Source organism: Curtobacterium sp. MCBA15_004, from assembly GCF_001865055.2.
Lineage (GTDB): Bacteria > Actinomycetota > Actinomycetes > Actinomycetales > Microbacteriaceae > Curtobacterium.
This window is the reverse complement of the sequence record NZ_CP126266.1, coordinates 492,437-519,267: the sequence shown is the minus strand read 5'-3', so window position 1 is coordinate 519,267 and position 26,831 is coordinate 492,437. Positions and strand designations below refer to the sequence as shown.

Genomic DNA, 26,831 nt, shown 5'->3' with positions numbered 1-26,831 from the left:
TGCATACCGTTCGTCCTTCCGGGCTCGAAGCTACCTCCCGTCCGCAAACCGATGGCTCACCGGACGGAAGTTCTCGCGGCGACACGGACCCGGTCACAGCATCAGACGGGCGAGCCACAACAAGGGTGCGGCAGCGCTGCAGGCTGTTCCGAGAATGATGAAAGTAGCTACCATGCGCCGCGCCACGGACAAACGCCGATCACCCGGCGGGATGACCTGGCCGCGCCGGTCGCGCACCTCGAAGTGCGTCAGCGTGGACCGATCGGTGGTGTAGCCCTGCGCGATCTCGCGCAGGAGCGTTCGGCCCATCGCCCAGTAAGCGCCGAAACCGATGACGAGGATCGGGAAGAACGTCGAGACGAACACGACTCCCCAAACCTTCACCTCAGCAGTGCTCTCGCTCGGCTGGAACGCAGGCGCGGTGAACGGAACGGATGCCAGCGCGGTGAGGAACGCGCCGAAGGACACGATCATCACGCGTTGCCAAAACCACACCGTCGGACCCGGCACGAGCTGCCCCACCGGAAGCTGCGCCGCCCGCACGACCGTCATAGTCGCCTCATCTCGTACACACCCAGCCCACCAGCCGGTCAGAACCCCACAGCACCGGTGACGAACTCGGGTACCCCCTCACCACAACCGTGATCCTCCGCCGATCAGGTTCTGACCGCCATGAGGGAGCCCTCCCGATCAGGTGCGGACCTAACGCTCCAGCGAACGTTCCGCTAGCGGCCCGGTGCCGCTCTCTGTACACACGAGTTGCGTGAGGTGCCTCCACGAGTGCCTTGCTGTCGAGTTCATCGCGTCTCGGCAACCGATCGTTCACCGGGCACTCGGCACGCGCCATCGTGCAGGGCGGCTCGTGCGTGCCGCGGGACGTCGTCATGCATCATGAACGGATGTCGGAACCAGGAGCAGAAGCGTGGGCGGAGCTCGCGGGGTTGATTCGGTCCTCCCCTGTGCACAATCAGGTGAGGCCGCCGAGGTCCGAGTCGCTGACCGCGGAAAAGCTGTCGCTCACCGATCGTTCCTACCTCGGAGCCCTCGCCCTGAACACTTCAGGTGTCCTGGTCGACAGTGGATGGCTCCGTCTCCTCGGCGGAAGCTCTGGGGACCAACTCCCCGGGCTGGACGAAGCCAACGCCGACGCTCGTGGCCTGCTCGTCGTCGGGTTCGACATCCTGGGCGGCGTGTTCGCTTTGGATGGAGGTGCGTTGGGAAGCGGGGACGGAACGGTCCACCACTTCTCGGTGGACACGCTCCGGTGGGAGGGCCTAGAGCTGAGCCACTCCGCCTTCGTGTCAGCGATGCTCCGCGGAGCCACCACCGATTTCTACGGTTCGCTGAGGTGGCCAGGGTGGGAGGCCGAAGTTCGGTCGTTGCGGCCGCGGGAGGGGATCTCCGCGTACCCCTTCCCGTTCACCGCCGAAGGCAAGGACGTGGCTGAAGCAAATCGACGCGCGGTGCCGTTCGTGGAATTGATCAGACTCCACAACAACATCGTGCGACAGTTTGACGGGCAGCCTGAGTCTTTGGTCCCCCTGCCGGTCTGGTCCGCGTGACGAGATCCGGGTCCGAACAGACGCGGTGTCGGTTCGCTGTCCGTTAGCCGATCGGCTACTGGGACTACCAGCAGTGCGAGGACTGCGACGATGAGCCGGTGACTGGATCCCTCGAACCCTCGCTCGTCCCCGAACTGCTCGTGGTCGACCTGGAGCAAAGCCTCGAGTTCTGGTGCAACTTGTGTGGCTTTGACGTCGCCTACTCGCGCCCTGAGGAACGCTTCGCGTACATCACGCTCGGTTCCGCGCATCTGATGCTCGAACAAGCGGGCGTGGGTCGTGATTGGGTTACGGGACCTCTTGAGCGCCCGCTCGGCCGCGGGGTGAATTTCCAGATCACGGTGCCGGACTCTGAGACGTTGGCGCAGGTCCTCGGACGGGCTGGCGTCGAACTGTTCATGCAGCCCGAGACGAAGTGGTACGTCGTCGGCGAGGAAGAAGCCGGCGTGCATCAATTCCTTGTCCAGGACCCTGACGGAAACCTCGTGCGGTTCCAGTCCTCACTCGGGCGACGATCAACCGCCCGGTAGCCGATCCCATGGGCAAGGCACTGTCCCTCTGGTGGTCGCTACCGTGACGTTGTGGGGTTGAAGTGGGTACGGGTAGCGCCAGCACGGTGGCGGGTACTGCCAGCCGAGGTCTGGGTGCTCGTCGTCGCCCCTACTGTGAACCGACTCGGAGCGTTCACGCTGCCGTTCCTGACCGTGGTCCTCGTCTCCGACTTCGAAACCCCAGTCGCCACCGCCGGCCTGATCGTCGCGCTGTTCGGCGCCGCGACCATCCCCTCGCGCATCATCGGCGGATACCTCACCGACAAGCTCGGCCTCCGCAACACCATCGTCCTCGGTCTGAGCCTCACCGCCGCATTCCAACTCGCCCTCGCTGCAGCAGCGAACCCTGCCACCGCGGCGGCGGCCGCTGTGCTGATCGGCCTGGCGTTCGAAATCTACAAACCACCCTCGCATGCACTCGTCGCGGACGTCGTGGAGGGCGACCGCGACCGCGCGACCGCCTACGCGCTGTACTCAGCCGCCCTCGCCGGCGCTGGCGTCCTCGCCGGGGTCCTCGCTGCGACTGTCGGCGGGATCGACCTCCGGCTCCTGTTCGTCGTTGACGCCGTGACCGGGCTCGCATGCGCCGTGCTCGTCCTGACCGGGCTACGCGCCCGCGCGTCCGTCGCGCCCAACGCGTTGCCGGTTGACGAGGGACGGGCCGAGCGCAGTCCCTGGCGGGACCCCTGCTGCACGGAATGCTGCTCACCGGGACCGGCTTCGCGGTCCTGTACCTCCAACTCAACGTCGCCCTGCCCCTGACCCTGGCCGCTGACGGTCTGCGCCCCTCCCTCGTCGGGGCGCTGTTCGCGGTGTCCGGAATCACCATCGTCGTCGGGCAACCGCTGGTCATGCGAGGACCGATCAGCCGGATCAGTCACTTCTCTGCTCTCGCAGTCGGGTTCGTCGTACTCGGTGCCGGGTTCGTTCTCACCGGGCTGACGACCACGCTGCCCGGACTGATTGGTGCAACCGTGGTGTGGAGCATCGGTGACCTGCTCCTCCTCGGACACGCCTACGCGCTCGTCGCCGCGATCGCACCCGCCAGCGCTCGGGGCCGGTACATGTCGGTCTACGGCGTGAGCTGGGGCATCGCCGCAACGGTCGGGCCGATCCTCGGCACGCAGCTCATCAGCCACCTACACGTCGCCGGCACCTGGTGGACCCTGGGACCGCTCACCGTCCCCCTGGCCGCAGCACAACCCCTCCTCAAGGCCGCGGCCCGCCGAACCGGACGGCTCCCAACGCCGTCTCGACAGCCGATCGGCCGTTGAGACGGCGTCGCGGTACACCTGGCCCGAGCCCGGACGCGCGAGGGATGCAGATCGCGAAGGCGAAGGGGGCGCGCCGCGGACGCCAGCCCGAGGTCCCACCCAACGTCATCAGCCCCCGCCCGCGATGGGGTAGCGTCGACGCGCCTCGGTCACCACGAGCGCGGCCGGCCTGCGGGGCGGCGCCGGGGCGCACGCGGGGGCGTGCGGCCGCGCGACCACTCCGCCACGGCTGCCCGATCAGAGGCCGTGGCACCGCTGGGGGGCGGACCGTGTCCCTCGGCGTCCACGACCGAGAGGACACCATGCGTCACCACGCATCCCTGGCCGTCGCCGGCATCGCCGTCGTCGCCTTCGCCCTGACCGGCTGCTCGACCGGCGCCGCCGACCGCGCCGACGACGACCGCCCGACCACGACGCGGAGCGCTGCCGCGTCGACGCCCTCCCCGACGCCCGCGGCCACCGGGGACGCGGTCGCCTCCGGCGCCGTCACCGTGACCTCGGACAAGATCGTCGACGACCAGATGGGCCACGAGGTGCAGGCCGACCAGGTCGTGCGGAAGTTCCCGTGGACCTCGGCGCAGTCGGGCCTTGCGGACCGGGACGACGACGAACAGGTGCTCGTGCACGTCGCCGTGACCGCCGGCACGAAGTACTACTCGACGGTCGACTGCGGCACGCTCCGCGTGAAGGCCCACGGGCGCACCGAGTCGTACGCCTCGCAGGGCACGACGACCGTGATCGAGGACGCCATGCGCGACGCCGGGTACCCGCCGCTCGAGAAGGTCGACCAGGGCCAGTCGGGATCGGGCTGGTGCGCATTCTCGGTGACCGACCCCACGCCGACCCTCGACCTGGAGTACGTGCGGGTCGCCGCCTCGGGGAACGACGGCACGCAGGTCACCGCGAAGGACTTCTACGCCGAGATGGTCCCGACGAGCTGAGCCCGTCGAGCTGAGCCCGTCGGCGCTCGGGCACGGCACGGACGGACCCGGGAGGGCCAGGTCGTCCGTGCCGGGGGTCCGCACTACGATCGCGCCATGCCCACGACCGACCCCGCTGCCGTCCACGTCGTCGTCGGCGGCGGGGTGGTCGGTGCGGCGACCGCCGACGCCCTGACCCACCGCGGCGAGCGCGTCCTGCTCGTCGACCAGCACCCGCGCGGACACCACGAGGGCTCGTCGCACGGCGCGACCCGCATCTTCCGGCAGGGCTACACCGACCCGGAGTACGTCGCGCTGACGACCCGCGCGCTCGCGCTGTGGGAGGCGCTCGAGCACGAGACGGGTACGACGCTGCTCGACCGCACCGGCGCCGTCGACCACGGTCGTCCCGAGGTCGTCGACGCGATCGCGCGGGAGCTCGACGACGCCGGCATCCCGAACGAGCGCCTCTCCCCCGCCGAGGCCGCCACGCGCTGGCCGGGCATCGCCTTCGAGGGGCACGTGCTCGCCCACGCGACCGCCGGGCGCATCCGGTCGGCGGTGGCGATCGAGACGTTCCTCGACCGGGCGTCCGCGACCGGCCTCGCCGAACTGCGCTACGGGACGCGGGTCGAGCGGCTCGTCGACTGCGGCGACACCGTCGAGGTGTCGCTCGTCGGCGCAGCCGGCGAGCGCGAGACGGTCCGGACCCGGTCCGTGGTCGCCGCCGTGGGGTCGTGGGCGCCCACGCTGGTGGGCGACGTGCTCGCGGCACGCGGGGCGCGCCTCCCGGCCGTCCGCGTCACCCAGGAGCAGCCCGCCCACTTCCCCAGCCACCTGCCGGACGCGGAGTGGCCGTCGTTCGTGCACTGGGCGGACGGCGACGACGTGTACGGGTTGCTCACCCCCGGCGAGGGCGTGAAGGTCGGGTTCCACGGCACCGGACCGGTCGTCGACCCCGACGACCGGGACCACACGCCTCGGGCGGACGAGGCCGCACGGCTGCAGGAGTACGTCGCCCGGTACGTCCCCGGCGTCGACGCGAGCCGTCCGACCTTCATCAGCTGCCTGTACGACACCACGCCCGACGAGGACTTCGTGCTCGATCGCCGCGGGCCGGTCACGGTCGCGACCGGGTTCTCCGGTCACGGGTTCAAGTTCGCGCCGCTGCTCGGCGAACTCGTCGCCGACCTGGCCACCGGCGGGGCACCGCACCCCCGGTTCGCGCTCCGGTCCCGGTAGCGTGGCGCGGTGCGCATCGTCATCGCTCCCGACTCCTTCAAGGGCACCGCGACCGCGGCCGAGGTCGCCACGGCTGTCCGTGCCGGCTGGCTGACCGAGCGTCCGGGCGACGACGTCCTCGCCGCACCGACGGCCGACGGTGGCGAGGGCACGATCGACGCGTTCGCCGCGGCGTTCCCCGACGCCGAGCGGGTCCCCGTCCGGGTGACCGGTCCCGCCGGCGACCCCGTGGACGCCCACTGGCTGCGCCTGCCGGACGGCCGCGCGGTCGTCGAGCTCGCGGCGACGAGCGGGCTGCCGCTCCTCGGCGGAGACCTGCGGCCGGAGACGGCGACGAGCCGCGGGTTCGGCGAGGCGATCGCCGCGGCGCTCGACGCCGGGGCGACCGGACTCGTGCTCGGGATCGGCGGGAGCGCCTCGACCGACGGGGGACGACCGGTGCTCGAGGCGCTGGGTCTGGACGTCGCCGGATCCGACACTGCCGGGCTCCGTCCGCTCCCGGCCGGTGGCGTCGTCGTGCTCACCGACGTGGTGTCGCCGCTGCTCGGGCCGACGGGTGCCGCGGCCGTGTTCGGTCCGCAGAAGGGCCTGGCGGCCGACCGCGTCGCCGACGCCGAGGCCCGGTTGACCGAGTGGGCCGGCCGGTTCCCGTCGGTCGACCCGGCGACCCCCGGAGCCGGGGCGGCGGGCGGCGTCGGGTTCGGGCTGCTCGTGTGGGGCGCGACGCTCGTGCCCGGGGCGCGTGCGGTCGCGGAGCTGCTCGGGTTGCCCGGGCTGCTCGACGGGGCCGACGTGGTGGTCACCGGCGAGGGACGCTTCGACGCGCAGAGCGCCGCGGGCAAGGTGCCGTCGGTCGTGCTGGCGCTCCGGGCCGAGCGGGCTCCGGCGGCCCGGGCGCTGCTCGTGGCCGGCGAGGTCGACGCCCCGCTCGACGCCTTCGACGCGGCGGCCTCGCTCGTGGTGCTCGCGACGCAGACGACCGGGGAGCCGGACGACGCCCTGCGGGATCCGTTGCGGTTCGCGACGATCGCGGGGGAGCGGCTGGCGCGGCTGGTCAGCTGAGCGGGCGCGGCCGGGGCGGTTCCGGCGGACGCGGCGGACGCGGCGAGCGCGGCGGACGCGGCGGACGCGGCGGACGCGGCGGCTCGCGAAAGCGACAGTTCCCGTCGAACCATCCGCCGGGATCTGTCGCTTCGGCGAGGAAGACCGGCGCGGCCACCCGGGATCTGTCGCTTCGGCGGGCGCAACGCGGACCACGCCGGGCACGCCGCGCCGACGCGACCGACCGCACCTCCCGGCGCGACCGGGCCGCACCACCCGGCGCGACCGACCGCACCGCCCGTGACACGCCCGCCCCGGCACGACAGGGGGACCCCATCGCAACCTCCCTGTCCCCAGGGCGCGCGTCCACACTGGAGCGCGGGCCGCACCCGGCCCGCGAAGCACCACCACGAGGAGACCAATGCGCACCGTCAACGCGTACGCGGCACCGTCGGCCACCGAGCCGCTCGTCAAGACCACCATCACCCGCCGTGACCTCGGCCCGCACGACGTCGAGATCGACATCGCCTACGCCGGCATCTGCCACTCGGACATCCACACCGTCCGTGGCGAGTGGGGGCCCATCCAGTACCCGCAGGTCGTCGGCCACGAGATCGTCGGCCACGTGGTCGCCGTCGGCAGCGAGGTCACGAAGCACCAGGTCGGCGACCGCGTCGGCGTCGGCTGCATGGTCGACTCGTGCGGCGAGTGCGAGCAGTGCCGCGCCGGCCAGGAGCAGTACTGCCTCGAGGGCAACACCGGCACCTACGCGAGCGTCGACCGCGCCGACGGCACGATCACGCAGGGCGGCTACTCGCAGGCCGTCGTCGTCAAGGAGGACTTCGTCCTCCGCGTCCCGGAGTCGCTCGACATCGAGAAGGTCGCGCCGCTGCTCTGCGCCGGCATCACGACCTACTCGCCGCTGCACCACTGGAAGGTCGGCCCCGGCTCGAAGGTCGCCGTCGTCGGCATGGGCGGCCTCGGCCACATGGCCGTGAAGATCGCGGTCGCGCTCGGCGCCGAGGTCACCGTGCTGTCGCAGACGACCTCGAAGCAGGAGGACTCGCTCCGCTACGGCGCGAAGGCCCACTTCGCCACGAAGGACCCCGCCACGTTCGAGCAGCTCGCCGGCTCGTTCGAGCTCATCATCAACACCGTCTCGGCCAAGCTCGACATGCAGGCCTACCTCGGCCTGCTCCAGGTCGACGGCACGCTGGTCAACGTCGGCGCACCGTCCGAGCCGCTCGAGGTCCCGGCCTTCGCGCTCATCCCGCGCCGGCTCAGCTGGGCCGGCTCGGCGATCGGCGGCATCGCGGAGACCCAGGAGATGCTCGACTTCTGCGCCGAGCACGGCATCCTGCCCGAGACCGAGCTCATCAGCGCCGACAAGATCAACGAGGCGTACGAGCGCGTGCTGTCCTCGGACGTCCGGTACCGCTTCGTCATCGACGCGGCCACCCTGGCCTGACCGGCCCGCCGCCGGGTCGCGCCCGGCGGTCCGGTCACGTCCGCGACGTGACCGGGAGACGGACGGGAGGCGCGGTGCGGGCCCGCACCGCGCCTCCCGTCCGTCGGTCCGACCGCTGTCCGCTGTCCGCTGTCCGCGCAACGCGGGCCACCGGCTCCGTCCGTCGCGCCGGGCACTGTCCGCGGACGCGGGCCGGCGGCCCCGTCCGTCGGTCCCGCCGCTGTCCGCGGAACGCGGGTGGCCAGGCCGCCGTACGCGACGCCGTGCGCTCTGCGGCCAGGAGCGGGAGGCTGGACGCATGGAATCAGGACCGAACGGCACGACGAACGAGGGGCCGCGCTCCCTCGTCTCGGTGTCCGGCACGGACACCGACGCCGCCATCGCCGACCTCGCCGGGATGTACGCCGGCAAGACGTGGCACTCCGCACACGTCGACGACGACTTCTGGTACCGCTACGTCGCGATCGGCGACGAGCGCATGAGCATCCGACGCTCGCAGATGCACGGCACCCTGCGCGGCGACGTCGTCGTCGAGGGCCAGGTCGTCGTCCAGTGGATCGACTCCGGCACCGCGACCGTCGACGTCGGCCGGAACGCCGTCCGCATGCAGCCCGGCGTGCCGACCCTGTTCCCGGTCGAGCAGCGGTTCGACATGGACTACCGGGACTGGGACCAGCGGCTCGTGCACCTGGACCGTGCCCTCGTGCTCGACGTGGCCGCCGAGCGGTACCTCGTCGACGGCACGCTCGCCTTCGACCGGTTGACCCCGCCGGAGCCCGCCGCGATCGACCGGTGGCGCGCCGCGGTGTCGGGCTCGGTGCGCGCACTCCGCGAGGAGGGCCAGGACTCCCTCGCCTGGCACGAGTCGCAGCGCGAGGTCGTGCGGTCCCTGCTCGACCTCTACCGCTTCCACGGCGAACCGGCACCGGTCGGCTGGGGCGAGCACCGGCACCACCGGGTGCGGGCGGCCGTCGAGCTCATCCACGCGCGTGCCCACGAGCCGCTCACCGTCTCGGACATCGCCCGTGCGGCAGACCTCAGCGTGCGCGGGCTGCAGGAGTCGTTCCAGCGCGTGCTCGACCGGACGCCGATGCAGTACCTGCGCGAGGTCCGGCTCCGACGCGCGTACGACGACCTGCTGCGCGCCGAGCCCGGACAGGTGTCCGTCGCCGACGTCGCCGCACGGTGGGGGTTCACGCACATGGGACGGTTCTCGGGCGAGTACCTGCGGCGGTTCGGGGAGTACCCGAAGCAGACGTTGCGGCGGTAGCGAGCGGGCCCGCCGGGCCGCGTCGAGTCGCCGCTGCCCGGCCCGCGTTGCGTCGGCGCTGCTCGGCCCGCGTTGCGTCGCCCGTCGCGGTCAGCCGATCTCGTCGCCCGACGGGAGCGCGCCGCACCAGTCGACCGACCCGGCGTCGATGCTCGCCTCGAGCGCCCCGGACGTCGCGTCGACGATGCTGACCAGGTCGCCGGACGCGGAACGCGTCGTGACCGCCAGGAACTGACCGTTCGGCGACGGGCAGACCGCCGTCACGCTCGCGTCCGACGGCACCACCACGGGCAGCCGGGAGGCGCGGCTCCCCTCCACGCGCACGATCCGTTGCGCGAGGGTCCCGTCCGCCCGCACGTCGCCCACCACCCGCACGTAGGTGCGGTCGTCGAGCTGGGCGATCCGGCCGAGGTACGCCGCGTCGGTGCTCGCCGCCGGCGCGACGAGGGGCGTCCGCCTGCCGTCGGTCAGGTCGAGGCGGACGATGCCGGTCCCGGTCTCCACCACCGCCGAGGTGCCGGAGCCGACGAAGCCGTGCAGGTACGTCGCGCTCCCCAGGCGCACCGGCTCCACGCGGCCGCTCACGTCGATCAGCACGAGGTCGTCGGAGCCGGTCCGGACGAGGGCGCTCTCGGTGCGCGGCACGTACGCCCACTGGGCGACCGTGATCGGGGTCGCACCCGCGCGGGCCTTCCCGTCCTCGCCGACCGGGAGCGGCAGGTGCGTGCCCGTCATGTCCACGACGTACAGCCCGACCTCGCGGGACTGCCCGGTCGTGGTGTCGGCGTACTCGAACCCGAACGAGGCGCCGTCGTCGGCCACGTGCAGCGCGGTCACCCGGCCGTCGCGGCTCGGCAGCGTCAGGTGCTCCACGGGGACCGAGTCGTCCTGCACCCCGCCCGCGAGCGGCACGATGTCGACCGCCGAGCTGCCGTCCGTGCCGCTCACCACGACGAGGGAGCGGCCGAGGCGCGCGTACTCGGTGATCCCGGTCGCCTGGTACACGGTCGTGGCGCCGCCGGCGTCGAGCGACCGGCGGACGATCCGGTCCTTCCCGCCGCCCGTCGCGGGGACGAGGGCGAGGACGTCGGTGCTGCCCGTGCGGATCGTGGTCCGGAGCTCCGAGGTCGCGGGCTGGCCCGGTGCCCGGACCCCGTCGACCGCGATCTCGTACGAACGGTCGTACGCCAACGGTCCGGCGAACTCGACGGCGATGGTGTTGCCGCTCGAGGTCACGGTGTGCGGGGCCGACGGCGTCACCGTGACCGCGTCCGCCGCGACCCGCTGCAGTGCCTGGTTCGCGGTGAGGATGACCCGCTGCGCCGGACGGGACACCAGGCCGGACGGATCGTACGACACGTCACGCAGCCGCGGTCCCTGCTGCGAGCCGACGACCGCCGCGACCGCGCCGACGAGTACGAAGACCGTGAGCGAGGCGACGAGCCGCCGGCGGAACCGGTCGCGGGGCCGACGGCGGAGCGGCCCCGCGGCGACGTCAGTACTCATACGGGTCCGCGGGCTGCTCGATGTCCTGCACCTTCGCGGCGCGGACGACGATCCGGGCGTCGGCCGAGGGGTCGGGGTTCGCGGCGAGCTTGCCGGTCACGCGCACCCACTGACCGGAGTCCGGCACGTCACTGCCGGACCCGCCCGCGCCGGACCCGTCGCCGGTGACGACCCCGAGTCCGACCGGCTGGGCGTCGACGGCGCAGCAGCTGATCACGAAGCGGGTCAGGGTGAAGGCGTCACCGCGGCCGGGGACCACGAAGCCGGTGAGCTCGACGGATTTGCCGACGAGCGCCGAGGTGTCCGTGGTCTGGCGGACGAGCGCGGCCCAGTCCTTCACGCCGTACTGCGAGGTGTCCACGCCGGCGCTGCCGAGCAGGGCGACGTCCTGCATCCCGGAGGCGTTCGACAGGGTCGGGCTGTCGACGCTGCGCTGCTGTGCCGTGCGTGCGGACAGGGTCGTCGGGGGCAGGACGAGCATCGCGACCGTGATGCCGACCGTGACGAGGGCCGCGGCGGCGCCGAGCACGGTGCGGGTCGCACGGCGGGCGCTCGCTCGGCTGCGCGCCGGCGCGCGGTGGCCGCGGGCCTGCGCGCTGTCGCCGTGCTCGTGGTCGGACTCGTGGGGATGACCGCCGTCGCCGTGCTCGTGGTCGGGCTCGTGGGTGCGGCCGTGCCCGTCCTCGTCGTCGCCGTGGCTGTGCCCGTGCCCCCGCGCCACGACGACCAGCCCGGCGACCGACGCGGGGACGGCCACGATCGCGAGCACGACCGTGAACAGGTCGTAGCGGGGGTTGATGTACAGGTCGAGGTGCCCGACCGCCGCGAGCCAGAGCGTGCACACCGAGACCGCGAGCACGGACCCGAGCCCCAGGTACGCCGGGGCCTTGTCAGACGAGGACATTCATCACCAACCCGACGGCAGCCGTGAACAGGACGCAGACGACGGCGAGCAGCACCAGGAAGCGTGCGCGGAACGTCGTCCGGAGCAGGGCGATCATCTTGACGTCGATGATCGGCCCGATGAGCAGGAAGGCCGTGATCGACCCCGGCAGGAACGTCGAGGCGAAGGACAGCGCGAAGAAGGCGTCCACGTTCGAGCACAGCGACACGGTCATCGCGAGCAGCATCATCGCGGCGACGGACAGCACCGGGTTCGCGCCGATCGACACGAGCGTGGACCGGGGCACCGCGACCTGGATCGCCGCGGCGAGCCCGGCGCCGACGAACAGCGCGGGCATCATCGTCGCGGTCTCGCCACCGAACTGGGCCGCGCTCTCGCGCCAGCGGTTCCGGGAGCGCGGAGCCCCGACGGCGGCACGGCACCGGGCCTCGAACGCGGGCAGCAGCAGGTCCGCGGGGCGGCGGTGCGCGGCGACGATCCAGCCGACCAGGTTCGCGAGGACGAAGCCGCCGACGATGCGCACGACCAGGATCCAGCCGGACCACCCGAAGGCCTGCGCCGTGCTGATGATGACGAGCGGGTTGAGGATCGGCGCGGCGACCAGGAACGTGACCGCCTCGGCCGGGGTGAAGCCGCGCAGCATCAGTCCGCGGGCGAGCGGGACGTTCCCGCACTCGCAGACCGGGAAGAGCATGCCGATGAGCGAGATCACCGCACGCCGTGGCATCGGTCGCTCGGGCAGCAGCCGTTCGAGGACGCCGACCGGCACCCACACCTCGACGACGATCGACAGCACGATGCCGAGCACCACGAACGGGAGCGACTCGACGACGACGCTGATCGCCAGGGTCAGGAAGTCCTGCACGACGTCCGGCAGTCCGGTGCTCCCGACGCTCGGCGAGAACGCGCGCACGCCGAGCAGCACCACGACGGCGAGCAGCACCAGGCCGGGGCCGGTGAGCGTGCGGGTCGGGGTGGGGCGAGTGGGGGCGCTCGTCACCCGGACAGGATAGGCGAGCGCGGGGGCACGGTCCCGTGAGCCGCGCGGACGACGGGCACCCGCCGCGGCGGACGGGCACCGGCCGCGGCAGACCACGGGCACCGGCCGCGCGGCCGGCGTCGGCGGGTGCGGTGCTCGCGGCGACCGGATCCGGCGTCAGCCCGTCGGCAGCCCCGCCAGGTGCCGGTCGAGCAGCTCGATCGCCCACTCGCCCGACTCCCCCGGGGCGAGCCGCGTGACGTGCACCGCGAGACCGTCGACCAGGGCGTGCAGTCGGCAGGCCTCGTCGAGGCGCTGCTCGTCGGGCACACCGACCAGCGCGACGATGCGGTCGCACCACCCGCGCATCTCGGCGACCACGCGGTCGAGGGCCGGCCGGAGCTCGGCGTCGGTCAGCGCGGCGTTCCCGAGCGCCAGGTAGACGTCGAGCTCGACCACGCGCTCGACGTCGAGCGGCAGCAGCTCGACGAGGATCCGCCGCGCGGTCTCGTCGTCGGGCAGCCCGGCCGGGATCGCGTCGACACGCTCCCGGGTGCGGTCGAACACCAGGGTGATCGCGTGCTCGCGCATCGCCGCCTGGGTCGGGAACACGTAGCGGACGGTGCTCGGCGGCAGGCCGGCCTCGGCGGCGACGCCCCGGACGCTGAGGGCCCCGAGGCCGTCCCGCGCGAGCACACGGCAGGCGGCGTCCGACACGTCGAGTCGGCGTTGCTCGAGGTCCTCGCGGGTGGTCACCGGACCATACTCGCACGGTCGTACGAGTCGTGCTACCGTCGCCGAGCAGGAGTCGCACACTCGTGCGACTCACCGGCGGGAACGAACCGGTCGGAACGAAGGGAGTGCACGATGGCATGGGTCGTCCTGGTGCTGTCCGGCGTGCTCGAGGCGGTGTGGGCCACCGCTCTGGGCGCGTCGAACGGCTTCAAGAAGGTTGTCCCGACGATCGTCTTCGTCGCGGGCATGGCACTGAGCATGGTCGGACTGGCGTTCGCGATGAAGGCCATCCCGGTCGGCACCGCGTACGCCGTATGGGTCGGGATCGGGGCGTCGCTCACGGTGGTCGTGGCGATCCTGCGCCGGCAGGAGGCCGCGTCGTTCGCACGCGTCGCGCTCGTGCTCGGCCTGGTCGCGTGCGTCGTCGGCCTCAAGGTGGTGAGCTGACGTGGCGTGGATCGTGTTGTTCGTCAGCGCCGCCCTCGAGACCGTGTGGGCGACCGCGCTCGGACGCAGCGACGGCTTCACGGAGCCTGGTCCGACGGCGGTGTTCGCGGTCACGATCGTCGTCAGCCTGGTGGCGTTCGGCTCCGTCGTGAAGCACATCCCGATCAGCACCGCCTACGCCGTGTGGACCGGCACCGGCGCGGCCCTCACCGTGCTCTGGGGCATGGCGACGGGCGCCGAACCCGTCACGGTCCTGCGACTGCTCTTCATCGCCGGGATCGTCGGCTGCGTGGTCGGCCTGAAGCTCGTGCCGGCCCGCCCCGCGCAACGGGGATCCTCGCGAGCGCGACGGATCCACGCCGACGATCCGCGCTGATCTGTCGCTTCCGCGCTGAACAGTCGCTTCCGCGCCGACCTGTCGTTTCCGCGCCGACTTGTCGCCTCCACGATCTGTCGCTTCCGCGCTGATCGGTCGCTTCCGCGAGTGGGCGCGACCCGTGACGGACGGGAGGCACGGTGCCAGCTAGCACCGTGCCTCCCGTCCGTCACGCGGTCACGCGGTCACGCGAGCGGTCAGACGGACGCGCCCGTGAACTCGTCGACGGCGGCGACGTGGTCGCTGCCGGCCGTGCCCGCTTCGCGGGCCGCGGCGACGCGCTGGGCGTGGCTCGGCGGGTCGGACGGCACGTGGGCCGGGCGGCCCTCCTCGTTGATCCGCCGGAGCTCCGGGACGATGTCCTCGGCCAGGATGTCGATCTGCTCGAGCACCGTCTTGAGCGGCAGCCCCGCGTGGTCGACCAGGAACAGCTGGCGCTGGTAGTGGCCGACGTGGTCCTTCATCGCGGCGTACCGGTCGATGACCTGCTGCGGCGAGCCGACGGTGAGCGGGGTCTGGGCGGTGAAGTCCTCCATCGAGGGGCCGTGGCCGTAGACCGGGGCGTTGTCGAAGTACGGGCGGAACTCGTCCCACGCGTCCTGCGAGTTCTTCCGCGCGAAGAACTGCCCGCCGAGCCCGACGATCGCCTGGTCGGCGGTGCCGTGCCCGTAGTGCTCGAAGCGCTGCCGGTACAGCCCCACCATCTGTTCGGTGTGCTGGATGGGCCAGAAGATGTTGTTGTGCAGGAAGCCGTCTCCGTAGTAGGCGGCCTGCTCGGCGATCTCGGGCGTGCGGATCGAGCCGTGCCAGACGAAGGGCGGGACGCCGTCGAGCGGACGCGGGGTCGACGTGAAGCCCTGCAGCGGGGTGCGGAACTTCCCCTGCCAGTCGACGACGTCGTTCTCCCAGAGCTGGCGGACCAGCGCGTAGTTCTCGATCGCCAGGTTGACGCCCTGGCGGATGTCCTGACCGAACCACGGGTAGACCGGGCCGGTGTTGCCGCGGCCCATCATGAGGTCCATGCGGCCGTCCGAGATGACCTGGAGCATCGCGTACTCCTCGGCGATGCGCACCGGGTCGTTCGTGGTGATGAGCGTCGTGCTCGTCGACAGGGTGATGTGCTTCGTCCGGCCGGCGAGGTACCCGAGCATCGTCGTCGGGCTCGAGGCCACGAACGGCGGGTTGTGGTGCTCACCCGTGGCGAAGACGTCGAGGCCGGCCTGGTCGGCGTGCTCGGCGATCGTCAGGATGTCGCGGACGCGCTGGGTGTCGTCCGGCGTCCGGCCGGTCGTGGGGTCCGTCGTGACGTCGCTGACGGTGAAGATCCCGAACTGCATGGTGCTCGCCTCCTGGCTTGCTGGGTGCGCCGGGCTCGTCCTCGCGAGCGGCGCCGGTCGATACGTTTGCATCGACTTGGTGGGTACAACGTAGCGCAGGGCGGGGCATTCCCGCCAGCCTGGTGCGGGGTCCGAGCGGGCGGGCGGTGGGCTCGGGCGCACGTCGGGCCCGTTCGGGCGGTGGGCTCGACTGCGTCAGGCCCGTGCGAGCGGTGGGCTCGAGCGCGTCAGGCCCGTGCGAGCGGTGCGCTCGGGCGCGTCAGGCCCGTGCGGGCGGTGCGCTCACGTCCGAGCGCGTCACGTGGTGCTGGCCGTCGGCGAGCCACACCACCGCCACGACGGCGAGGACGCTCGCGCTCGAGGCCATCCGGCCCGCGACCAGGATCGCGTCGTGGCCGTCGGAGCCGCCGGTCAGCCCGACGACGAGCGCCACGACACCGACCAGGAACGTCACCGCGGTCGCGCCGAGCAGCAGCACGGTGACGATGCGGCGCGGTCCGCGGTCGCCGTCGCGGTCGCCCCGCTCACCGCGGTCGACCCGCGGCCCGACGAGCCGGACCACGCCGAGCCAGAACAGGGCGATGCCGCACGCCCCCACGATGTCGCTCACCCGGTGCCACCCGTAGACGACGGTCTGGTTCGCGACGAACACGGCGTAGGCCGCACCGACGAGCGTGACGACGGCCCGGAAGCGCCGCGGGGTGACGAGCAGGACGGCGAACAGCGCGGCCAGGGCGATCGTCGCGTGCCCCGACGGGAAGGAGTTCGGCGTCGTCGACTGGGCGATCTCAGGGCGCTCGGCGATACGCTTCACGAGCGTCGACGTCGCCGCCGATGCGAGCACCACGACACCGGCTCCCAGCCCCACCGCGAGCCGTCGTCGTGCGAACGCGACGGCGGCGATCACGACCACCAGCAACAGGATGACCGGCACCGAGATGACGTTGAGCGCAGTGTCCGACCCGAAGAGGTCGGACTCCCGGACACCGCCCAGTGCGGCGTCCTCGACCCGCTGCCCCGTCGACGTCAGGACCGCGGCCGCGTAGACGAGAGGCACGATGACGAACCCGAGACCCGCCAACAGCCCCCACCGCAGCCGTCGCGAGACACTCGGTCCACGCGACTCGGGCGCGTTGCGTTCGGGCGTGCGGGTCACCGGTCTGGTCCTCGTCGGGTTGGCGGTCGTCGGCCTCATCGTGCGCCTGGTTCCTCGGGTGCGATTCGGACGGTCGGGGTCGGACACGATACCGTTGGTCCGCCGGTCCGCGCCTGTGAGCCAGGGAGCAGTTCGCTCGGAGCACGACGGCCGCACCGCACGCGCACCGCGATCGGACGCACCGGCTCCCTCCGCCGGCTGGTCCGGCGCGACCACCCTGTACGACGAGGAGACCGAAGTGGCCATCAAGGAACCGAGCATCGTCGCGTCGCCGAACCGCGGCCTCGCCCTGACCGCGGGCGGCCTGCTCGCGCTCTGGGGCTTCCTCGGCTTCTTCCTGGCAGCCGACGGCGACCCGGGCTTCTTCAGCCGCCACGGCGGGATGCTCTGGAACGCATTCGGCGTGAACCCGGCGATGAGCCTCCTCTGGGTGATGCTCGCCGTCGTCCTGCTCATCACGGGTCTCGGCACCACGATCGGTGCCCGCAACGGCAACCTGCTCGTCGGCATCGTGCTCGTCGTGATGGCCGTGTACGGGTTCGTGCTCGGTGAGACCTCCGCCAACGTCTTCGCCCTGACCTTCGCGGACAACCTGTTCCACGCGATCGTCGGCGTCGTGCTCCTGCTCACCGCGCTCGGTGCCGACAAGGAGAACATCCGCGCGATCCGCGGCGCCGCCCGGACCGTCGAGGCCTGACGCACCGCCCGAACGCCACGACGCCCCGTCCACTCCGGTGGGCGGGGCGTCGTCGTGTCGGGACCGGTGCGACCGCTCGGCGGTCAGACGTCGGTGTCGGGCTTCGCGGCCTCGAGCTGCGTGGCCACGATCCGGGGTGCCTCGGACATGAAGCGCCGCACGTCGAGGTCCACGATGATGTCCTGCGGGCGGAGCGGCCGCGTCAGGTACAGCCCCTCGAGCGACGTCAACCGGGACAGCGCCACGTAGGTCTGCCCCGCGCTGAACACCCGGTTCCCCAGGTCGACCACGGCACGGTCGTACGTCGACCCCTGCGACTTGTGGATCGTCACCGCCCAGGCCAGGCGGAGCGGGAACTGCTGGAACTCCCCGACGGTGTCCTTCTTGAGTTCCTTCTTGTCGGGGTCGTACGAGTACTTGAACTTCTCCCACACCGACGGCTGCACCTCGAAGGACTCCCCGTCGACGTCGACCCAGACCGTGTCGCGGATGGTCGTGACGACGCCGAGGGTGCCGTTCACCCACCGCTGGTCGGGGTCGTTGCGCAGGAACATCACGTGCGCGCCGGGCTTGAGCTCGAGCGCGGCGTCGGCCGGGTAGTTCCGGCCGCCGAAGTCACCGTTCACGTCGGCCTTCGCCGTCCGGAGCTTGCCCGGGAGCCGGTCGAGCGCGGCCTTGTTGATCCGCGCGACGGTGTCGTTGCGCGTGGCGAGGGTGATGGCGTCGTCGGGTGCCGGTCGGGCGCCGGCGGTGTTGAGCTGCCCGGCGATCTCCGCGGTGACCCGCCCGTGCCGGACGGCGGTCAGCATGGCGGCGAAGGCGTCGTCGCGCTGGCGGTGCACGGTCGCGAGCTCGATGATGTTGAGCTCCGCCTCGAGCCAGACCTTCGCGTCGAAGAACCACATCGACCGGTAGTGGTCGGTGAAGTAGGCCCGCTCGTCACCGTCCCCCGGCACCGGCGGCAGCTGGTACGGGTCGCCGAACATCACGACCTGCACGCCGCCGAAGGCCTCGAACTGCCGACCGCGGGCCTTGCGCAGCGAACGGTCCATCGCGTCCAGCAGGTCGGCGTTCACCATCGAGACCTCGTCGATGACGAGCGTGTCGATGGTGTTGAGGAGCTTGCGCGTCTCGGGCCCCTGGCGGAGCTCGGCGTCGGCGATCAGGCCGATCGGCAGCCGGAAGAGCGAGTGGATGGTCTGTCCGCCGACGTTGAGGGCCGCGACCCCCGTCGGCGCGCAGATGACGACCTGCTTCTCGGTGTTCCATGACAGGTGGTTGAGCAGGGTGGACTTGCCGGTGCCCGCCCGGCCGGTGATGAACACGTGGTCGCGGGTGGTCTCGACGTACTCGAAGACCGCGCGCTGTTCGTCGCTCAGTTCGACGCTCACCGGGGGTCTCCCTCGTGCTGCACGACGGCGCGGTGGTGCGCGCCGTCGTCGTCGACCGTGCCCGACCGGTCGTGGCGCAGCCGGAGGACGTCGACGACGACCACCGCGACGAGCAGCAAGACCCCGGCCACGACGAAGACGACGCCGCCGCGCGCCTGGTCGACGAGCGGCTCCGGCCCCCAGGTCCGTCCCATCGCGCCGAACCACGACGCCTGCAGCAGGCCGAGGGCGCCCTGCATCGCGATGCCGAGCGACACCGTGCCCGCCGCGACGACCGCCGCGCCGACCACCCGGACCAGGACCGCGGGGACCGATGCCGTGCGCGCTCCCGCGGCGACCGGCGTCAGGAGGGTCGGCAGCGCGAGCAGCCCGACGAGCAGCAGCGCGACGTCCACCAGGGTGCGCCCGGACGGGTCGCTGACCGACCAGCGGAGCACCTGCGTGCCGTACAGGGCCCACCAGACCCCGGCGAGCAGGACGAATGCCGGGAAGGGCTGCACCAGGTAGCGCACGGTCGCGTTGTCGACGAGGATCCCCGTCCACTCCCGCACGCCCGTGCTGCCGTCCGTGCGGGGGTGCACCGCGCGTCGGACCAGCACGACCGGTGCGGCCGCCCAGAGCAGCGCCGGGACGACGATGCCGAGCAGGACGTGCGCGCCGACGTTCGCCGAGACGAGGAAGCGGTCGTAGGTGTGCAGGGGGCCCGAGGTCGCGACGACCAGGGTGACGAGGGCGATCCCGGCGGCCACCGAGCGGCGGACGGGCCAGGACTCCCCGCGGCGACGCAGCCGGACGACTCCGGCCGTGTACGCCGCCGCGATCAGCAGGGCCGCCATGAGCCAGAACAGGTCGACGTTCCAGGCGGTCAGCCAGCCCCACGCCCCGGGTGCCGCGGGGAGCGGGTCGTCGGTCAGGAGCTCGGCGGGCGACGGATTCGTGGTCTTGCTCGGGGCGACCTGGTCGATCGGGGTCGCCGTCCGTCCGAGCGCCACCGCGAAACCGCTCGCGACGCCCATCACCGCGAGCTCGACGAGCACGAGCGTCCAGAACGGACCGCGACGACCGGGCGCGCGGTCGAGTGCCCGGATCGCGCGTCGACGCTGGACGGCGCCGAGCACGCCGACCACCACGAGCGCAGCGGTCTTCACCAGCACCAGTGCGCCGTAGGGCGTCGCGAGGTTCGAGAAGGCCCCGACGCGGATCTGCGCCGAGGCGACGCCGGAGACCGCGACCAGGACGAAGCACCCGAGCGCGATGCTCGAGTACCGGGCCACGACCAGCGGCAGGCGGTCGCCGGACAGGACGCCGCGCAGCAGCACGAGCAGCACGAGACCGCCGACCCAGAGCGCGGCCCCGACGAGGTGCAGCCCGAGTGCGGTGACCGCGGCGTCGTGGCTCGCCGTGCCCGCCGCGTGCCCCTGCTGTGCGAGCGGGACGAGGCCGATCAGCGCCACGCCCGCCGTGAGCGAGACCATGCCGCGGCCGCGCACGGCGAAGCACAGGACGGTGACCGCGGCGGCGACGAGGACCGTCACGAGCCAGGCGGTCCCGAGGTCGGTCCCGGTGAGGAACACCCCCATCGACTGGCCGAACTGGTCGTCGAGGCTCACCCGGGAGCCGGCGACGCTGAGGAACGTGAAGAAGGTGGTGACCGCGGCGGCGACCGTCCAGACGCCGGCCGCTCCGGCGGTCACGTCGATGGCGCGGTCCCACTCCGGATGCGTGCGGGAGAGCCCGACCGTCGTGAGTGCCAGGCCCCCGATGGTCGCGGCGGCGGACAGGTCCACGACGAGGCGCGCGACGGGGAGTCCGAAGCGTACGAGGGCGCCGGGGTCCGCGATCAGCGCGCGGTCCGCTCCCCCGCCGGCCACGAGGGCGACGAGGAGCGACACGAACCCGACGAGCAACAGCACGGCGGGGCCGGCGATGCGTGCGATCCGATCCACCCGGCAAGCCTAGGCGCTGCCCGGAGCGACCACCCAACCGCGGGCCGGACCTGTGGACGGCGACCCGCGCCTCCCGTCCGGTGCGGGGGCGACCCCGTGCCGGGCGCGGGCGCGGGTGCGACACGAGGATGCGCAGACGGACCCGCAGGGCCGCACCCGGGAACGACGGAAGGGACGGCCGAGGCCGTCCCTTCCGGTGGTGCAGCGGTCTTACTTGACGGCGGCCTTGAGCTTCGAGCCGGCGCTGACCTTGACCGAGTCGCTCGCGGCGATCTCGATGGCGTCACCCGTCTGCGGGTTGCGGCCGGTGCGCGCGGCGCGGTGGGTCTTCTCGAAGGCGATCCAGCCCGGGATCGTCACCTTGGTGCCGTCGGCGACCGACGACGAGACGACGCTGAACAGCGCGTCGACGACGCCGTTGACGGTGGCCTGGCTCTGGCCGGACTCCTGCGCGACGGCAGCGACGAGCTCGGTGCGGTTCAGTGACTTGTCAGCCATGGGTGTCCTCCTCGGACTTCTTGCAGTGTCGGTGGGACGTCCGGGACGCCCGCCCGTCCCGGGCGGGTGCCCTGGACGTGGGGCTCCGGCGGGCGCGGACGTCCGGCGGAACCGTCAGTGAACCTACCAGCCGGACTGCCCGTGGAGGACCGACTCGCCCGGATTTCCGGGGTTGTCGCGGGTCTGGAGGGGCCTGAGTGACCGATGTGACGGCCGTGACGGCCCTCCGGCGCCCTCAGCGACCACGACGGGACCGTCCGGGCCCGGGAACGACGGACGCCCCGCCACCCGGGAGGGGTGACGGGGCGTCGCGCGGAGTGCTGCTTACCAGGAGCTCTTCGTGATGCCGGGGAGCTCGCCACGGTGGGCCATGTCGCGGAAGCGGACACGGCTGATGCCGTACTCACCGAGGTGGCCACGGGGGCGACCGTCGATGGCGTCACGGTTGCGGTAGCGGACCGGCGACGCGTCGCGGGGCAGCTTCTGCAGGCCGACGCGGGCTGCCTCACGGGACTCGTCGGAGCCGTTCGGGTCCACGAGGGCCTTCTTCAGCTCGAGACGACGCTCGGCGTAGCGCGCGATGACCTCGGCGCGCTGGTTGTTCTTCGCGATCTTGCTCTTCTTCGCCATGCTTAGCGCTCCTCACGGAAGTCGACGTGCTTGCGGATCACCGGGTCGTACTTCTTGAGCACGAGACGGTCCGGGTTGTTGCGACGGTTCTTCTTGGTCACGTAGGTGAACCCGGTCCCCGCCGTCGAGCGGAGCTTGATGATCGGACGAACGTCCTGACCCTTCTTGGCCATCAGATCTTCTCCCCACGGGCGAGGAGGTCCTTGACGACGGACTCGATGCCGCGTGCGTCGATGACCTTGATGCCCTTTGCGCTGAGCGTGAGCGTGACGTTACGACGAAGCGAGGGCACGTAGTACGTCTTCTTCTGCACGTTCGGGTCGAAGCGGCGCTTCGTCCGGCGGTGCGAGTGCGAGATGTTGTGTCCGAAGCCGGGGGTGGCTCCGGTCACCTGGCACACTGCTGCCATGGTTTCCTCCTGAGTACCGAGCGACCGGACGGCCGCTCCCAAGGTCACTTGCCTGGTACGCACGCGCTGTCGACCGGTCCGTGACCGGGCTGCCAGCGAGGGGGTTGTGCGCACCGCCCAGGCCCGCGGACCCTGTCGAAGGGCCGAGAGCGCCGCGCGACCGCGGCGTAGGCGACGGTCGGAGGGCTTGGAACAACTGGGTCTGCCACGCGGACGCGGCGGACCAGGGGACAACGTTACGGGACGGCCGCGCGTGTCGCAAGCCCGGGCCGTGCGTCGGTCCGGCCTGGAGGCGCGGTGCGCGTCCGCCGCGCAGGCCCCGGTCCGCCGGGTGCGCCGGCTCCGGCCCGCTCGACGGCCCGCCGAGTGGGCCGGTTCCGGCCCGCTCGACGGCTCGCCGAGTGCGCCGGTTCCGGCCCGCTCGACGGCTCGCGACGACGGCTTCCGCCCGCACGGCGAACGGCCGCGGCATGTCCTGCCCACTCGCGCGGACGCGGCCAGCACCGCCGAGCGCCCGCGCCGCGCCACCCGCTCACTCGCTCGCGCGGACGCGGTCCGCGCCCCGGCCCGCTCCGCGCCGCTGCGCCCTACGGCGCCGCGGTCGGCTCCGGCGCCAACGCCTGCACCACGAGCGCACCGAGCTGCTCCGGCGCGGTGAACATCGGCCAGTGCCCGGTCTCGAGCCCGAGGATCGTCAGGTCCTCGACCGCGACGAGCTCGGTCGTCCAGGCGTGGTGCTCGGCCACCATCGCGGCGAGGTCGGCGGCCGGCACCTCGCACGACACCACGGTCGCGGGGATCCGGTGCCGTGCGGGGTCGGCGTAGTGGAACGGGTCGGTCGTGACCGCGGGCGGCTCCGGGACCGCCCGACGTTCGAACGCCTGCCGGAGCTCCGGCGTCATCCCGCGCACGGTCGCCGGCTCCCACACGTCCCAGGACGGCAGCGGGACGACCCCGTCCACCACGGGCAGTTCGTCGTTGATGCTCGCCCCGTCCGGTCCCGGGAAGGTGTCGACGTACAGCAGGCGCGCCACGAGCGCGGGCCGCTGGTCGGCGGCCATGAGCACCATCGGGCCGGCGCCGGAGTGCCCGGCGAGCACGACCGGCTCGTCCGGCGTGGCGACGTCGTCGAGCACCGCGACGATCCCGGCGACCTGCTCGTCGAGCGTGTCCCCGACGCGGGTGACCGCCTGGACGGAGTGCCCGGCCGCACGGAGCACCGGGACCACCTCGTCCCACGCGCTCGCGTCGAGCCAGAACCCGGGCACCAGGATGACGTGCATGGCGGGGAGGTTACTCGGCGGTCCGTGCCGCCGTGCACACCGCGCACTCGCCGAAGATGTCGACGACGTGGCTGGCGTTCGTGAACCCGTTCGCCGCGGCGACGTCCTGCGCCCACCGCTCGACGGGGTCGGCCTCGATCTCGACCGTCCGGCCGCAGTTCCGGCAGATCAGGTGGTGGTGGTGCGCGTCGGTCGTGCACGCGCGGTACAGCGACTCGCCGTCCTGCTGCAGGGAGTCGGCGTCGCCCTCGGTCGCCAGGTCCGACAGCGCCCGGTACACGGTCGCCAGTCCGATCGTCGACCCGTCGTCCCGCAGGTGCTGGTGGAGCGCCTGCGCGCTGACGAACCCCTCGGTGCTCGAGAGCGCGGTGCGCACCGCCTCACGCTGCCAGGTGTTCCGCTTCGGCTTCTGCACGGCGTTCACGCTGCCACCCCTTCCCTGTCGTCAGCCTGGAGGCGCGGCTCGCCCCCGCCGTCCTGCTCGCGGCCCGCCACGCGGTCGCGTCCACGCCGGTCCCGTCGCGTCCCGACGATCCGGCAGACCACCCAGATGAGGAACGAGATCGTCGTCACGTACGGGCTGATCGGCAGCCCGCCGCCGATCGCGAGCAGGATGCCACCGACGACCGACACCACGGCGAAGACCGTCGACAGCACCGGCACGACGACCGGGTGTGACGTCAGCCGGAGTGCGGCGGCCGCCGGGGTCACGAGCAGCGAGAGCACGAGGAGCGCGCCGACGATCTGCACCGACACCGCGGTCGCGAGCCCGAGGACGAGCATGAACACGAGCGCGAGCGTGCGCACCGGCACCCCGGCCGCCGCGGCGACGTCCGGGTCCACCGACGAGAACATCAGCGGGCGCCAGATCACCAGCAGCGTCACGACGACGATCGCCGAGACCACGACGAGCGAGGTCAGCTGCGGGTTGTCCACCGAGACGATCTGCCCGGTGAGCAGCCCGAACTTGTTCGCCGCGCGTCCCCGGTAGAGCGCGAGGCACAGGATCCCGAGGCCCAGGCCGAACGGCATGAGCACGGCGATGATCGAGTTCCGGTCGCGGGCGCGGGAACCGAGCAGTCCGATGAGCAGCGCCGCCACGACCGAGCCGACCAGCGACCCGGTGACGACGTTCGCGCCGAACAGCAGCGCGGCGCTGGCCCCGGCGAACGACAGCTCGGAGATGCCGTGCACCGCGAACGGCATGTTCCGCGCGACGACGAACGGCCCGATGAGCCCGCCGACGATGCCGAGCACGGCGCCGGCCCAGATCGAGTTCTGCACGAGCACGAGGAGCTCGCCGTAGTCCTGGAACGAGAAGACGGTCGACAGCACGTCCATCAGATCCGCCCTTCGTCCGGTGTCGGTGCGTGCGGGTCGGGGTCGCAGTGGTGGCCGCCGACCTGGTCGTGGGCCTCGTTGCCGCCGACGATGACGATGCGGCCCATCGTGCGGACGACGTCGACGGGGGTGCCGTAGAGGTCGCTGAGGACCTCGGCGCGCAGGACCTCGTCGGGGGTGCCGATGCGGAACCGGCCGCCCGCGATGTAGAGCACCCGGTCGACGACGTCGAGGATCGGGTTCACGTCGTGCGTGACGAAGAGCACCGAGGCGCCCTGCTGCCGCCGCTGCCGGTCGATGAGCTCGGTGACGCCGCGCTGGTGCCGCAGGTCGAGCGAGATGAGGGGCTCGTCGCACAGGAGCAGTGCGGGGTCGGCGGCGATGGCTTGTCCCACGCGGGTGCGCTGCTGCTCGCCGCCGGACAGCTCGGCGACGGGGGCGTCCGCGAACGCCGTCGCGCCGACCTCGTCGAGGATCCGGTCGATCCGGGCGCGCTCCGCCCGGGAGGCGGGGAGCACGCCCCACCGCGAACCGGTGACGCCCTGCGCGATCATGTCCCGCGCCCGGAGCGGCGTGCCGGACTCCATCAGCCGCTGCTGCGGGATGTAGCCGATGCGCCGGTGCCCGCGACGGACGGGCTGGCCGAGGAACGACATCGTGCCGCTGGTCAGCCGCTGCTGGCCGAGCACGGTGCGCAGGAGCGAGGTCTTGCCGGCGCCGTTCGGCCCGAGCACGGCGACGAACTCCCCCGGCGCGACGTCGAGGTCGAGGTGCGACCAGAGCGCGCGCGATCCGTACGACAGCGCGGCGTCGCGGAGCGCGAGCACGGCGGGACCGCCGCGGCCGTCGGCCGCAGCGGTCCGCGAGGGAGCCTGGACGGTGGTCACTTCGTGAGCGCCGCCTGGATCGCGTCGATGTTCGCCTGCTGCCACGAGACGTAATCCTCCCCCTTCGGGAGCGTCTCCGTGACACCGACCACCGGGATGCCGGCCTGGTCGGCGGCCTGCTTCACCTGCTCGGTCTCCGGGCTGGAGGTCTGCTCGTTGTACGCGAGCATCCGCACGGTCTTGTCGCGGAACAGCTGCAGGGTCTCGTTGAGCGCGGCCGGCGGCACGTCGTCGCCCTCCTCGATCGCCTCGGAGAACTTCTCGGGCGTCACGTTGTCGAGGCCCATGGCGTCGAACAGGTAGCCGGGCACGGGCTCGGTGTACGCCACCTTCTCGCCGTCGACCTTGGCCTTCGCGGCGGCGGTCTGCGACTCGAGGTCGTCGAGCTTCGCCGTGAGCGCCTTCGCGTTCGTCTCGAAGGTGTCGGCCTGCGCGGAGTCGAGCTTCGTCAGGCGCTGCTGCACCTCGGCCACGAGCTTCACCATGGTCGGGTAGTCGTAGAAGACGTGCTCGTTGAACTCGCCGCCGTGGTCGAGGCCGGACAGCTCGGCGACGTCGATGGTCGCAGCCTTCGTGCCCGAGGCCTTCGCGAGCGTCGTCATGAAGTCGTCGTAGCCGCCGCCGTTCTCGACGAGCAGGTCGGCCTTCGACACCGCGAGCTGGGTCTTCGCGCTCGACTCGAACGAGTGCGGGTCCTGGGACGGGTCGCTGAGGATGCTCGTCACCTCGACGTCCTTCCCGCCGACGGACTGCACGATCGAGCCGTACACGTTGGTCGATGCCACGACGCGGACGGTCCCGTCGTCGCTCGCGTTCCCGGACGCTGAGGACGTCGCGCATCCCGTCAACGCGAGGGCGGCGGCGCCGGCGATGAGCGGCAGGGCGAGGAGGCGACTGGTCATGACGTCGACGCTACGGCTTCCTGATAACGATTGTCAAAACCGCTCTCATGCAGGTGCACTCAGGGAGGCGGGTGGAGCC

At 72.2% G+C, this 26,831-nt stretch carries 30 protein-coding genes; 12 read left to right on the top strand and 18 right to left on the bottom strand.

Annotated elements, in window-relative coordinates; translation table 11 throughout:
* Window positions 1-93: 93 nt before the first annotated feature.
* Window positions 94-552, bottom strand: coding sequence for a hypothetical protein (locus QOL16_RS02535; protein WP_071283811.1), 459 nt, complete (start codon window positions 550-552; stop codon window positions 94-96).
* A gap of 332 nt (window positions 553-884) precedes the next feature.
* Between QOL16_RS02535 and QOL16_RS02530 the strand changes: the two genes are divergently transcribed.
* From QOL16_RS02530 to QOL16_RS02490, 9 genes are all read left to right on the top strand, one after another.
* A complete protein-coding gene (locus tag QOL16_RS02530) occupies window positions 885-1,562 on the top strand; it encodes a DUF2625 family protein (protein WP_071283870.1) in 678 nt (225 codons plus the stop codon).
* A 98-nt stretch (window positions 1,563-1,660) separates the two neighbouring features.
* A complete protein-coding gene (locus QOL16_RS02525) occupies window positions 1,661-2,092 on the top strand; it encodes a VOC family protein (RefSeq protein WP_071283808.1) in 432 nt (143 codons plus the stop codon).
* A gap of 114 nt (window positions 2,093-2,206) precedes the next feature.
* Window positions 2,207-2,875, top strand: coding sequence for an MFS transporter (locus QOL16_RS02520; protein ID WP_217637620.1), 669 nt, complete (start codon window positions 2,207-2,209; stop codon window positions 2,873-2,875).
* On the top strand, window positions 2,812-3,387 hold the full coding sequence (locus QOL16_RS02515) for an MFS transporter (RefSeq protein ID WP_083394973.1): 576 nt from the start codon (window positions 2,812-2,814) through the stop codon (window positions 3,385-3,387). The genes QOL16_RS02520 and QOL16_RS02515 overlap by 64 nt, the downstream gene beginning before the upstream one ends.
* A gap of 302 nt (window positions 3,388-3,689) precedes the next feature.
* Window positions 3,690-4,328, top strand: a complete 639-nt coding sequence (locus QOL16_RS02510) for a hypothetical protein (RefSeq protein WP_139266361.1) — start codon at window positions 3,690-3,692, stop codon at window positions 4,326-4,328.
* A 96-nt stretch (window positions 4,329-4,424) separates the two neighbouring features.
* The gene (locus QOL16_RS02505; protein ID WP_071283805.1) at window positions 4,425-5,549 is read left to right on the top strand and encodes an FAD-dependent oxidoreductase; all 1,125 of its coding nucleotides are present in this window, start codon (window positions 4,425-4,427) and stop codon (window positions 5,547-5,549) included.
* A 9-nt stretch (window positions 5,550-5,558) separates the two neighbouring features.
* Window positions 5,559-6,611, top strand: coding sequence for a glycerate kinase (locus QOL16_RS02500; RefSeq protein ID WP_071283802.1), 1,053 nt, complete (start codon window positions 5,559-5,561; stop codon window positions 6,609-6,611).
* A gap of 400 nt (window positions 6,612-7,011) precedes the next feature.
* Window positions 7,012-8,058, top strand: a complete 1,047-nt coding sequence (locus QOL16_RS02495) for an NAD(P)-dependent alcohol dehydrogenase (RefSeq protein ID WP_065962516.1) — start codon at window positions 7,012-7,014, stop codon at window positions 8,056-8,058.
* 298 nt (window positions 8,059-8,356) lie between these two features.
* Window positions 8,357-9,328: an AraC family transcriptional regulator gene (locus QOL16_RS02490; protein WP_071283799.1), complete on the top strand. Its 972-nt coding sequence runs from the start codon at window positions 8,357-8,359 to the stop codon at window positions 9,326-9,328.
* A 90-nt stretch (window positions 9,329-9,418) separates the two neighbouring features.
* Here the strand turns inward: QOL16_RS02490 and QOL16_RS02485 are convergent, their stop codons facing one another.
* The 4 genes from QOL16_RS02485 to QOL16_RS02470 all read right to left on the bottom strand — a co-directional run bounded on the left by QOL16_RS02485 (window position 9,419) and on the right by QOL16_RS02470 (window position 13,473).
* Entirely contained in the window at window positions 9,419-10,834 is a 1,416-nt protein-coding gene (locus QOL16_RS02485) for a hypothetical protein (RefSeq protein WP_071283796.1), read from the bottom strand.
* Window positions 10,824-11,738, bottom strand: a complete 915-nt coding sequence (locus QOL16_RS02480; RefSeq protein WP_083394970.1) for a TIGR03943 family protein — start codon at window positions 11,736-11,738, stop codon at window positions 10,824-10,826. The genes QOL16_RS02485 and QOL16_RS02480 overlap by 11 nt, the downstream gene beginning before the upstream one ends.
* Window positions 11,725-12,738, bottom strand: a complete 1,014-nt coding sequence (locus tag QOL16_RS02475) for a permease (RefSeq protein WP_065962507.1) — start codon at window positions 12,736-12,738, stop codon at window positions 11,725-11,727. The genes QOL16_RS02480 and QOL16_RS02475 overlap by 14 nt, the downstream gene beginning before the upstream one ends.
* A 156-nt stretch (window positions 12,739-12,894) precedes the next feature.
* Window positions 12,895-13,473 carry a TetR/AcrR family transcriptional regulator gene (locus tag QOL16_RS02470; RefSeq protein WP_065962504.1) on the bottom strand — a complete coding sequence of 193 codons (579 nt, stop codon included), beginning with the start codon at window positions 13,471-13,473 and terminating at the stop codon, window positions 12,895-12,897.
* Window positions 13,474-13,584: 111 nt separating this feature from the next.
* Here QOL16_RS02470 and QOL16_RS02465 point away from each other — a divergent pair, with 111 nt between their 5' ends.
* Both QOL16_RS02465 and QOL16_RS02460 read left to right on the top strand, forming a co-directional pair.
* A complete protein-coding gene (locus tag QOL16_RS02465; protein ID WP_071283792.1) occupies window positions 13,585-13,899 on the top strand; it encodes a multidrug efflux SMR transporter in 315 nt (104 codons plus the stop codon).
* 1 nt (window position 13,900) lies between these two features.
* Window positions 13,901-14,275, top strand: coding sequence for a multidrug efflux SMR transporter (locus QOL16_RS02460; protein ID WP_071283789.1), 375 nt, complete (start codon window positions 13,901-13,903; stop codon window positions 14,273-14,275).
* A 197-nt stretch (window positions 14,276-14,472) separates the two neighbouring features.
* On the opposite strand, the gene QOL16_RS02455 is transcribed toward QOL16_RS02460, so the two are convergent.
* Window positions 14,473-15,612, bottom strand: a complete 1,140-nt coding sequence (locus QOL16_RS02455; protein WP_065962499.1) for an LLM class flavin-dependent oxidoreductase — start codon at window positions 15,610-15,612, stop codon at window positions 14,473-14,475.
* Window positions 15,613-15,871: 259 nt separating this feature from the next.
* On the bottom strand, window positions 15,872-16,669 hold the full coding sequence (locus QOL16_RS02450; protein ID WP_305411296.1) for a phosphatase PAP2 family protein: 798 nt from the start codon (window positions 16,667-16,669) through the stop codon (window positions 15,872-15,874).
* A gap of 337 nt (window positions 16,670-17,006) precedes the next feature.
* Between QOL16_RS02450 and QOL16_RS02445 the strand changes: the two genes are divergently transcribed.
* Window positions 17,007-17,465: a DUF4383 domain-containing protein gene (locus tag QOL16_RS02445; RefSeq protein WP_175473063.1), complete on the top strand. Its 459-nt coding sequence runs from the start codon at window positions 17,007-17,009 to the stop codon at window positions 17,463-17,465.
* Between the two features lie 83 nt (window positions 17,466-17,548).
* Here QOL16_RS02445 and QOL16_RS02440 read toward each other — a convergent pair whose 3' ends face one another.
* The 11 genes from QOL16_RS02440 to QOL16_RS02390 all read right to left on the bottom strand — a co-directional run bounded on the left by QOL16_RS02440 (window position 17,549) and on the right by QOL16_RS02390 (window position 26,752).
* On the bottom strand, window positions 17,549-18,856 hold the full coding sequence (locus QOL16_RS02440) for an ATP-dependent RecD-like DNA helicase (RefSeq protein ID WP_071249064.1): 1,308 nt from the start codon (window positions 18,854-18,856) through the stop codon (window positions 17,549-17,551).
* Window positions 18,853-20,802 carry a cytochrome c oxidase assembly protein gene (locus tag QOL16_RS02435; RefSeq protein ID WP_065962492.1) on the bottom strand — a complete coding sequence of 650 codons (1,950 nt, stop codon included), beginning with the start codon at window positions 20,800-20,802 and terminating at the stop codon, window positions 18,853-18,855. The genes QOL16_RS02440 and QOL16_RS02435 overlap by 4 nt, the downstream gene beginning before the upstream one ends.
* A 210-nt stretch (window positions 20,803-21,012) precedes the next feature.
* Window positions 21,013-21,300, bottom strand: a complete 288-nt coding sequence (locus QOL16_RS02430) for an HU family DNA-binding protein (protein WP_058727660.1) — start codon at window positions 21,298-21,300, stop codon at window positions 21,013-21,015.
* Window positions 21,301-21,624: 324 nt separating this feature from the next.
* On the bottom strand, window positions 21,625-21,930 hold the full coding sequence (gene rpsN, locus QOL16_RS02425) for a 30S ribosomal protein S14 (RefSeq protein WP_065962491.1): 306 nt from the start codon (window positions 21,928-21,930) through the stop codon (window positions 21,625-21,627).
* Between the two features lie 2 nt (window positions 21,931-21,932).
* Window positions 21,933-22,103, bottom strand: a complete 171-nt coding sequence (gene rpmG, locus QOL16_RS02420) for a 50S ribosomal protein L33 (RefSeq protein ID WP_022908193.1) — start codon at window positions 22,101-22,103, stop codon at window positions 21,933-21,935.
* Complete coding sequence (gene rpmB / locus QOL16_RS02415) at window positions 22,103-22,339, bottom strand: 50S ribosomal protein L28 (RefSeq protein ID WP_022903747.1); 237 nt, start codon at window positions 22,337-22,339, stop codon at window positions 22,103-22,105. Before rpmB ends, rpmG begins: the two co-directional genes overlap by 1 nt.
* A gap of 587 nt (window positions 22,340-22,926) precedes the next feature.
* Window positions 22,927-23,622: an alpha/beta fold hydrolase gene (locus tag QOL16_RS02410; RefSeq protein ID WP_065962489.1), complete on the bottom strand. Its 696-nt coding sequence runs from the start codon at window positions 23,620-23,622 to the stop codon at window positions 22,927-22,929.
* Between the two features lie 10 nt (window positions 23,623-23,632).
* Window positions 23,633-24,046 carry a Fur family transcriptional regulator gene (locus QOL16_RS02405; RefSeq protein WP_083230239.1) on the bottom strand — a complete coding sequence of 138 codons (414 nt, stop codon included), beginning with the start codon at window positions 24,044-24,046 and terminating at the stop codon, window positions 23,633-23,635.
* Entirely contained in the window at window positions 24,043-24,963 is a 921-nt protein-coding gene (locus QOL16_RS02400) for a metal ABC transporter permease (RefSeq protein ID WP_071249070.1), read from the bottom strand. Before QOL16_RS02400 ends, QOL16_RS02405 begins: the two co-directional genes overlap by 4 nt.
* On the bottom strand, window positions 24,963-25,850 hold the full coding sequence (locus QOL16_RS02395; RefSeq protein WP_171898775.1) for a metal ABC transporter ATP-binding protein: 888 nt from the start codon (window positions 25,848-25,850) through the stop codon (window positions 24,963-24,965). The genes QOL16_RS02400 and QOL16_RS02395 overlap by 1 nt, the downstream gene beginning before the upstream one ends.
* Window positions 25,847-26,752 (bottom strand): metal ABC transporter solute-binding protein, Zn/Mn family, encoded by a 906-nt coding sequence (locus QOL16_RS02390; protein WP_071249072.1) that lies wholly within the window; start codon window positions 26,750-26,752, stop codon window positions 25,847-25,849. The genes QOL16_RS02395 and QOL16_RS02390 overlap by 4 nt, the downstream gene beginning before the upstream one ends.
* Between the last annotated feature and the right edge of the window lie 79 nt (window positions 26,753-26,831).

Excerpts from the sequence above, each read along its gene's own strand:
- QOL16_RS02510 (WP_139266361.1), top strand. The coding sequence starts at position 3,690 with ATGCGTCACCACGCATCCCTGGCCGTCGCCGGCATCGCCGTCGTCGCC.
- QOL16_RS02505 (WP_071283805.1), top strand. The coding sequence starts at position 4,425 with ATGCCCACGACCGACCCCGCTGCCGTCCACGTCGTCGTCGGCGGCGGG.
- rpmB (WP_022903747.1), bottom strand. The coding sequence starts at position 22,339 with ATGGCAGCAGTGTGCCAGGTGACCGGAGCCACCCCCGGCTTCGGACAC.
- QOL16_RS02495 (WP_065962516.1), top strand. The coding sequence starts at position 7,012 with ATGCGCACCGTCAACGCGTACGCGGCACCGTCGGCCACCGAGCCGCTC.
- QOL16_RS02390 (WP_071249072.1), bottom strand. The coding sequence starts at position 26,752 with ATGACCAGTCGCCTCCTCGCCCTGCCGCTCATCGCCGGCGCCGCCGCC.
- QOL16_RS02400 (WP_071249070.1), bottom strand. The coding sequence starts at position 24,963 with ATGGACGTGCTGTCGACCGTCTTCTCGTTCCAGGACTACGGCGAGCTC.
- QOL16_RS02515 (WP_083394973.1), top strand. The coding sequence starts at position 2,812 with ATGCTGCTCACCGGGACCGGCTTCGCGGTCCTGTACCTCCAACTCAAC.
- QOL16_RS02430 (WP_058727660.1), bottom strand. The coding sequence starts at position 21,300 with ATGGCTGACAAGTCACTGAACCGCACCGAGCTCGTCGCTGCCGTCGCG.
- QOL16_RS02535 (WP_071283811.1), bottom strand. The coding sequence starts at position 552 with ATGACGGTCGTGCGGGCGGCGCAGCTTCCGGTGGGGCAGCTCGTGCCG.
- QOL16_RS02530 (WP_071283870.1), top strand. The coding sequence starts at position 885 with ATGCATCATGAACGGATGTCGGAACCAGGAGCAGAAGCGTGGGCGGAG.
- rpmG (WP_022908193.1), bottom strand. The coding sequence starts at position 22,103 with ATGGCCAAGAAGGGTCAGGACGTTCGTCCGATCATCAAGCTCCGCTCG.
- QOL16_RS02480 (WP_083394970.1), bottom strand. The coding sequence starts at position 11,738 with ATGTCCTCGTCTGACAAGGCCCCGGCGTACCTGGGGCTCGGGTCCGTG.
- QOL16_RS02465 (WP_071283792.1), top strand. The coding sequence starts at position 13,585 with ATGGCATGGGTCGTCCTGGTGCTGTCCGGCGTGCTCGAGGCGGTGTGG.
- QOL16_RS02485 (WP_071283796.1), bottom strand. The coding sequence starts at position 10,834 with ATGAGTACTGACGTCGCCGCGGGGCCGCTCCGCCGTCGGCCCCGCGAC.
- QOL16_RS02455 (WP_065962499.1), bottom strand. The coding sequence starts at position 15,612 with ATGCAGTTCGGGATCTTCACCGTCAGCGACGTCACGACGGACCCCACG.
- QOL16_RS02490 (WP_071283799.1), top strand. The coding sequence starts at position 8,357 with ATGGAATCAGGACCGAACGGCACGACGAACGAGGGGCCGCGCTCCCTC.
- rpsN (WP_065962491.1), bottom strand. The coding sequence starts at position 21,930 with ATGGCGAAGAAGAGCAAGATCGCGAAGAACAACCAGCGCGCCGAGGTC.
- QOL16_RS02410 (WP_065962489.1), bottom strand. The coding sequence starts at position 23,622 with ATGCACGTCATCCTGGTGCCCGGGTTCTGGCTCGACGCGAGCGCGTGG.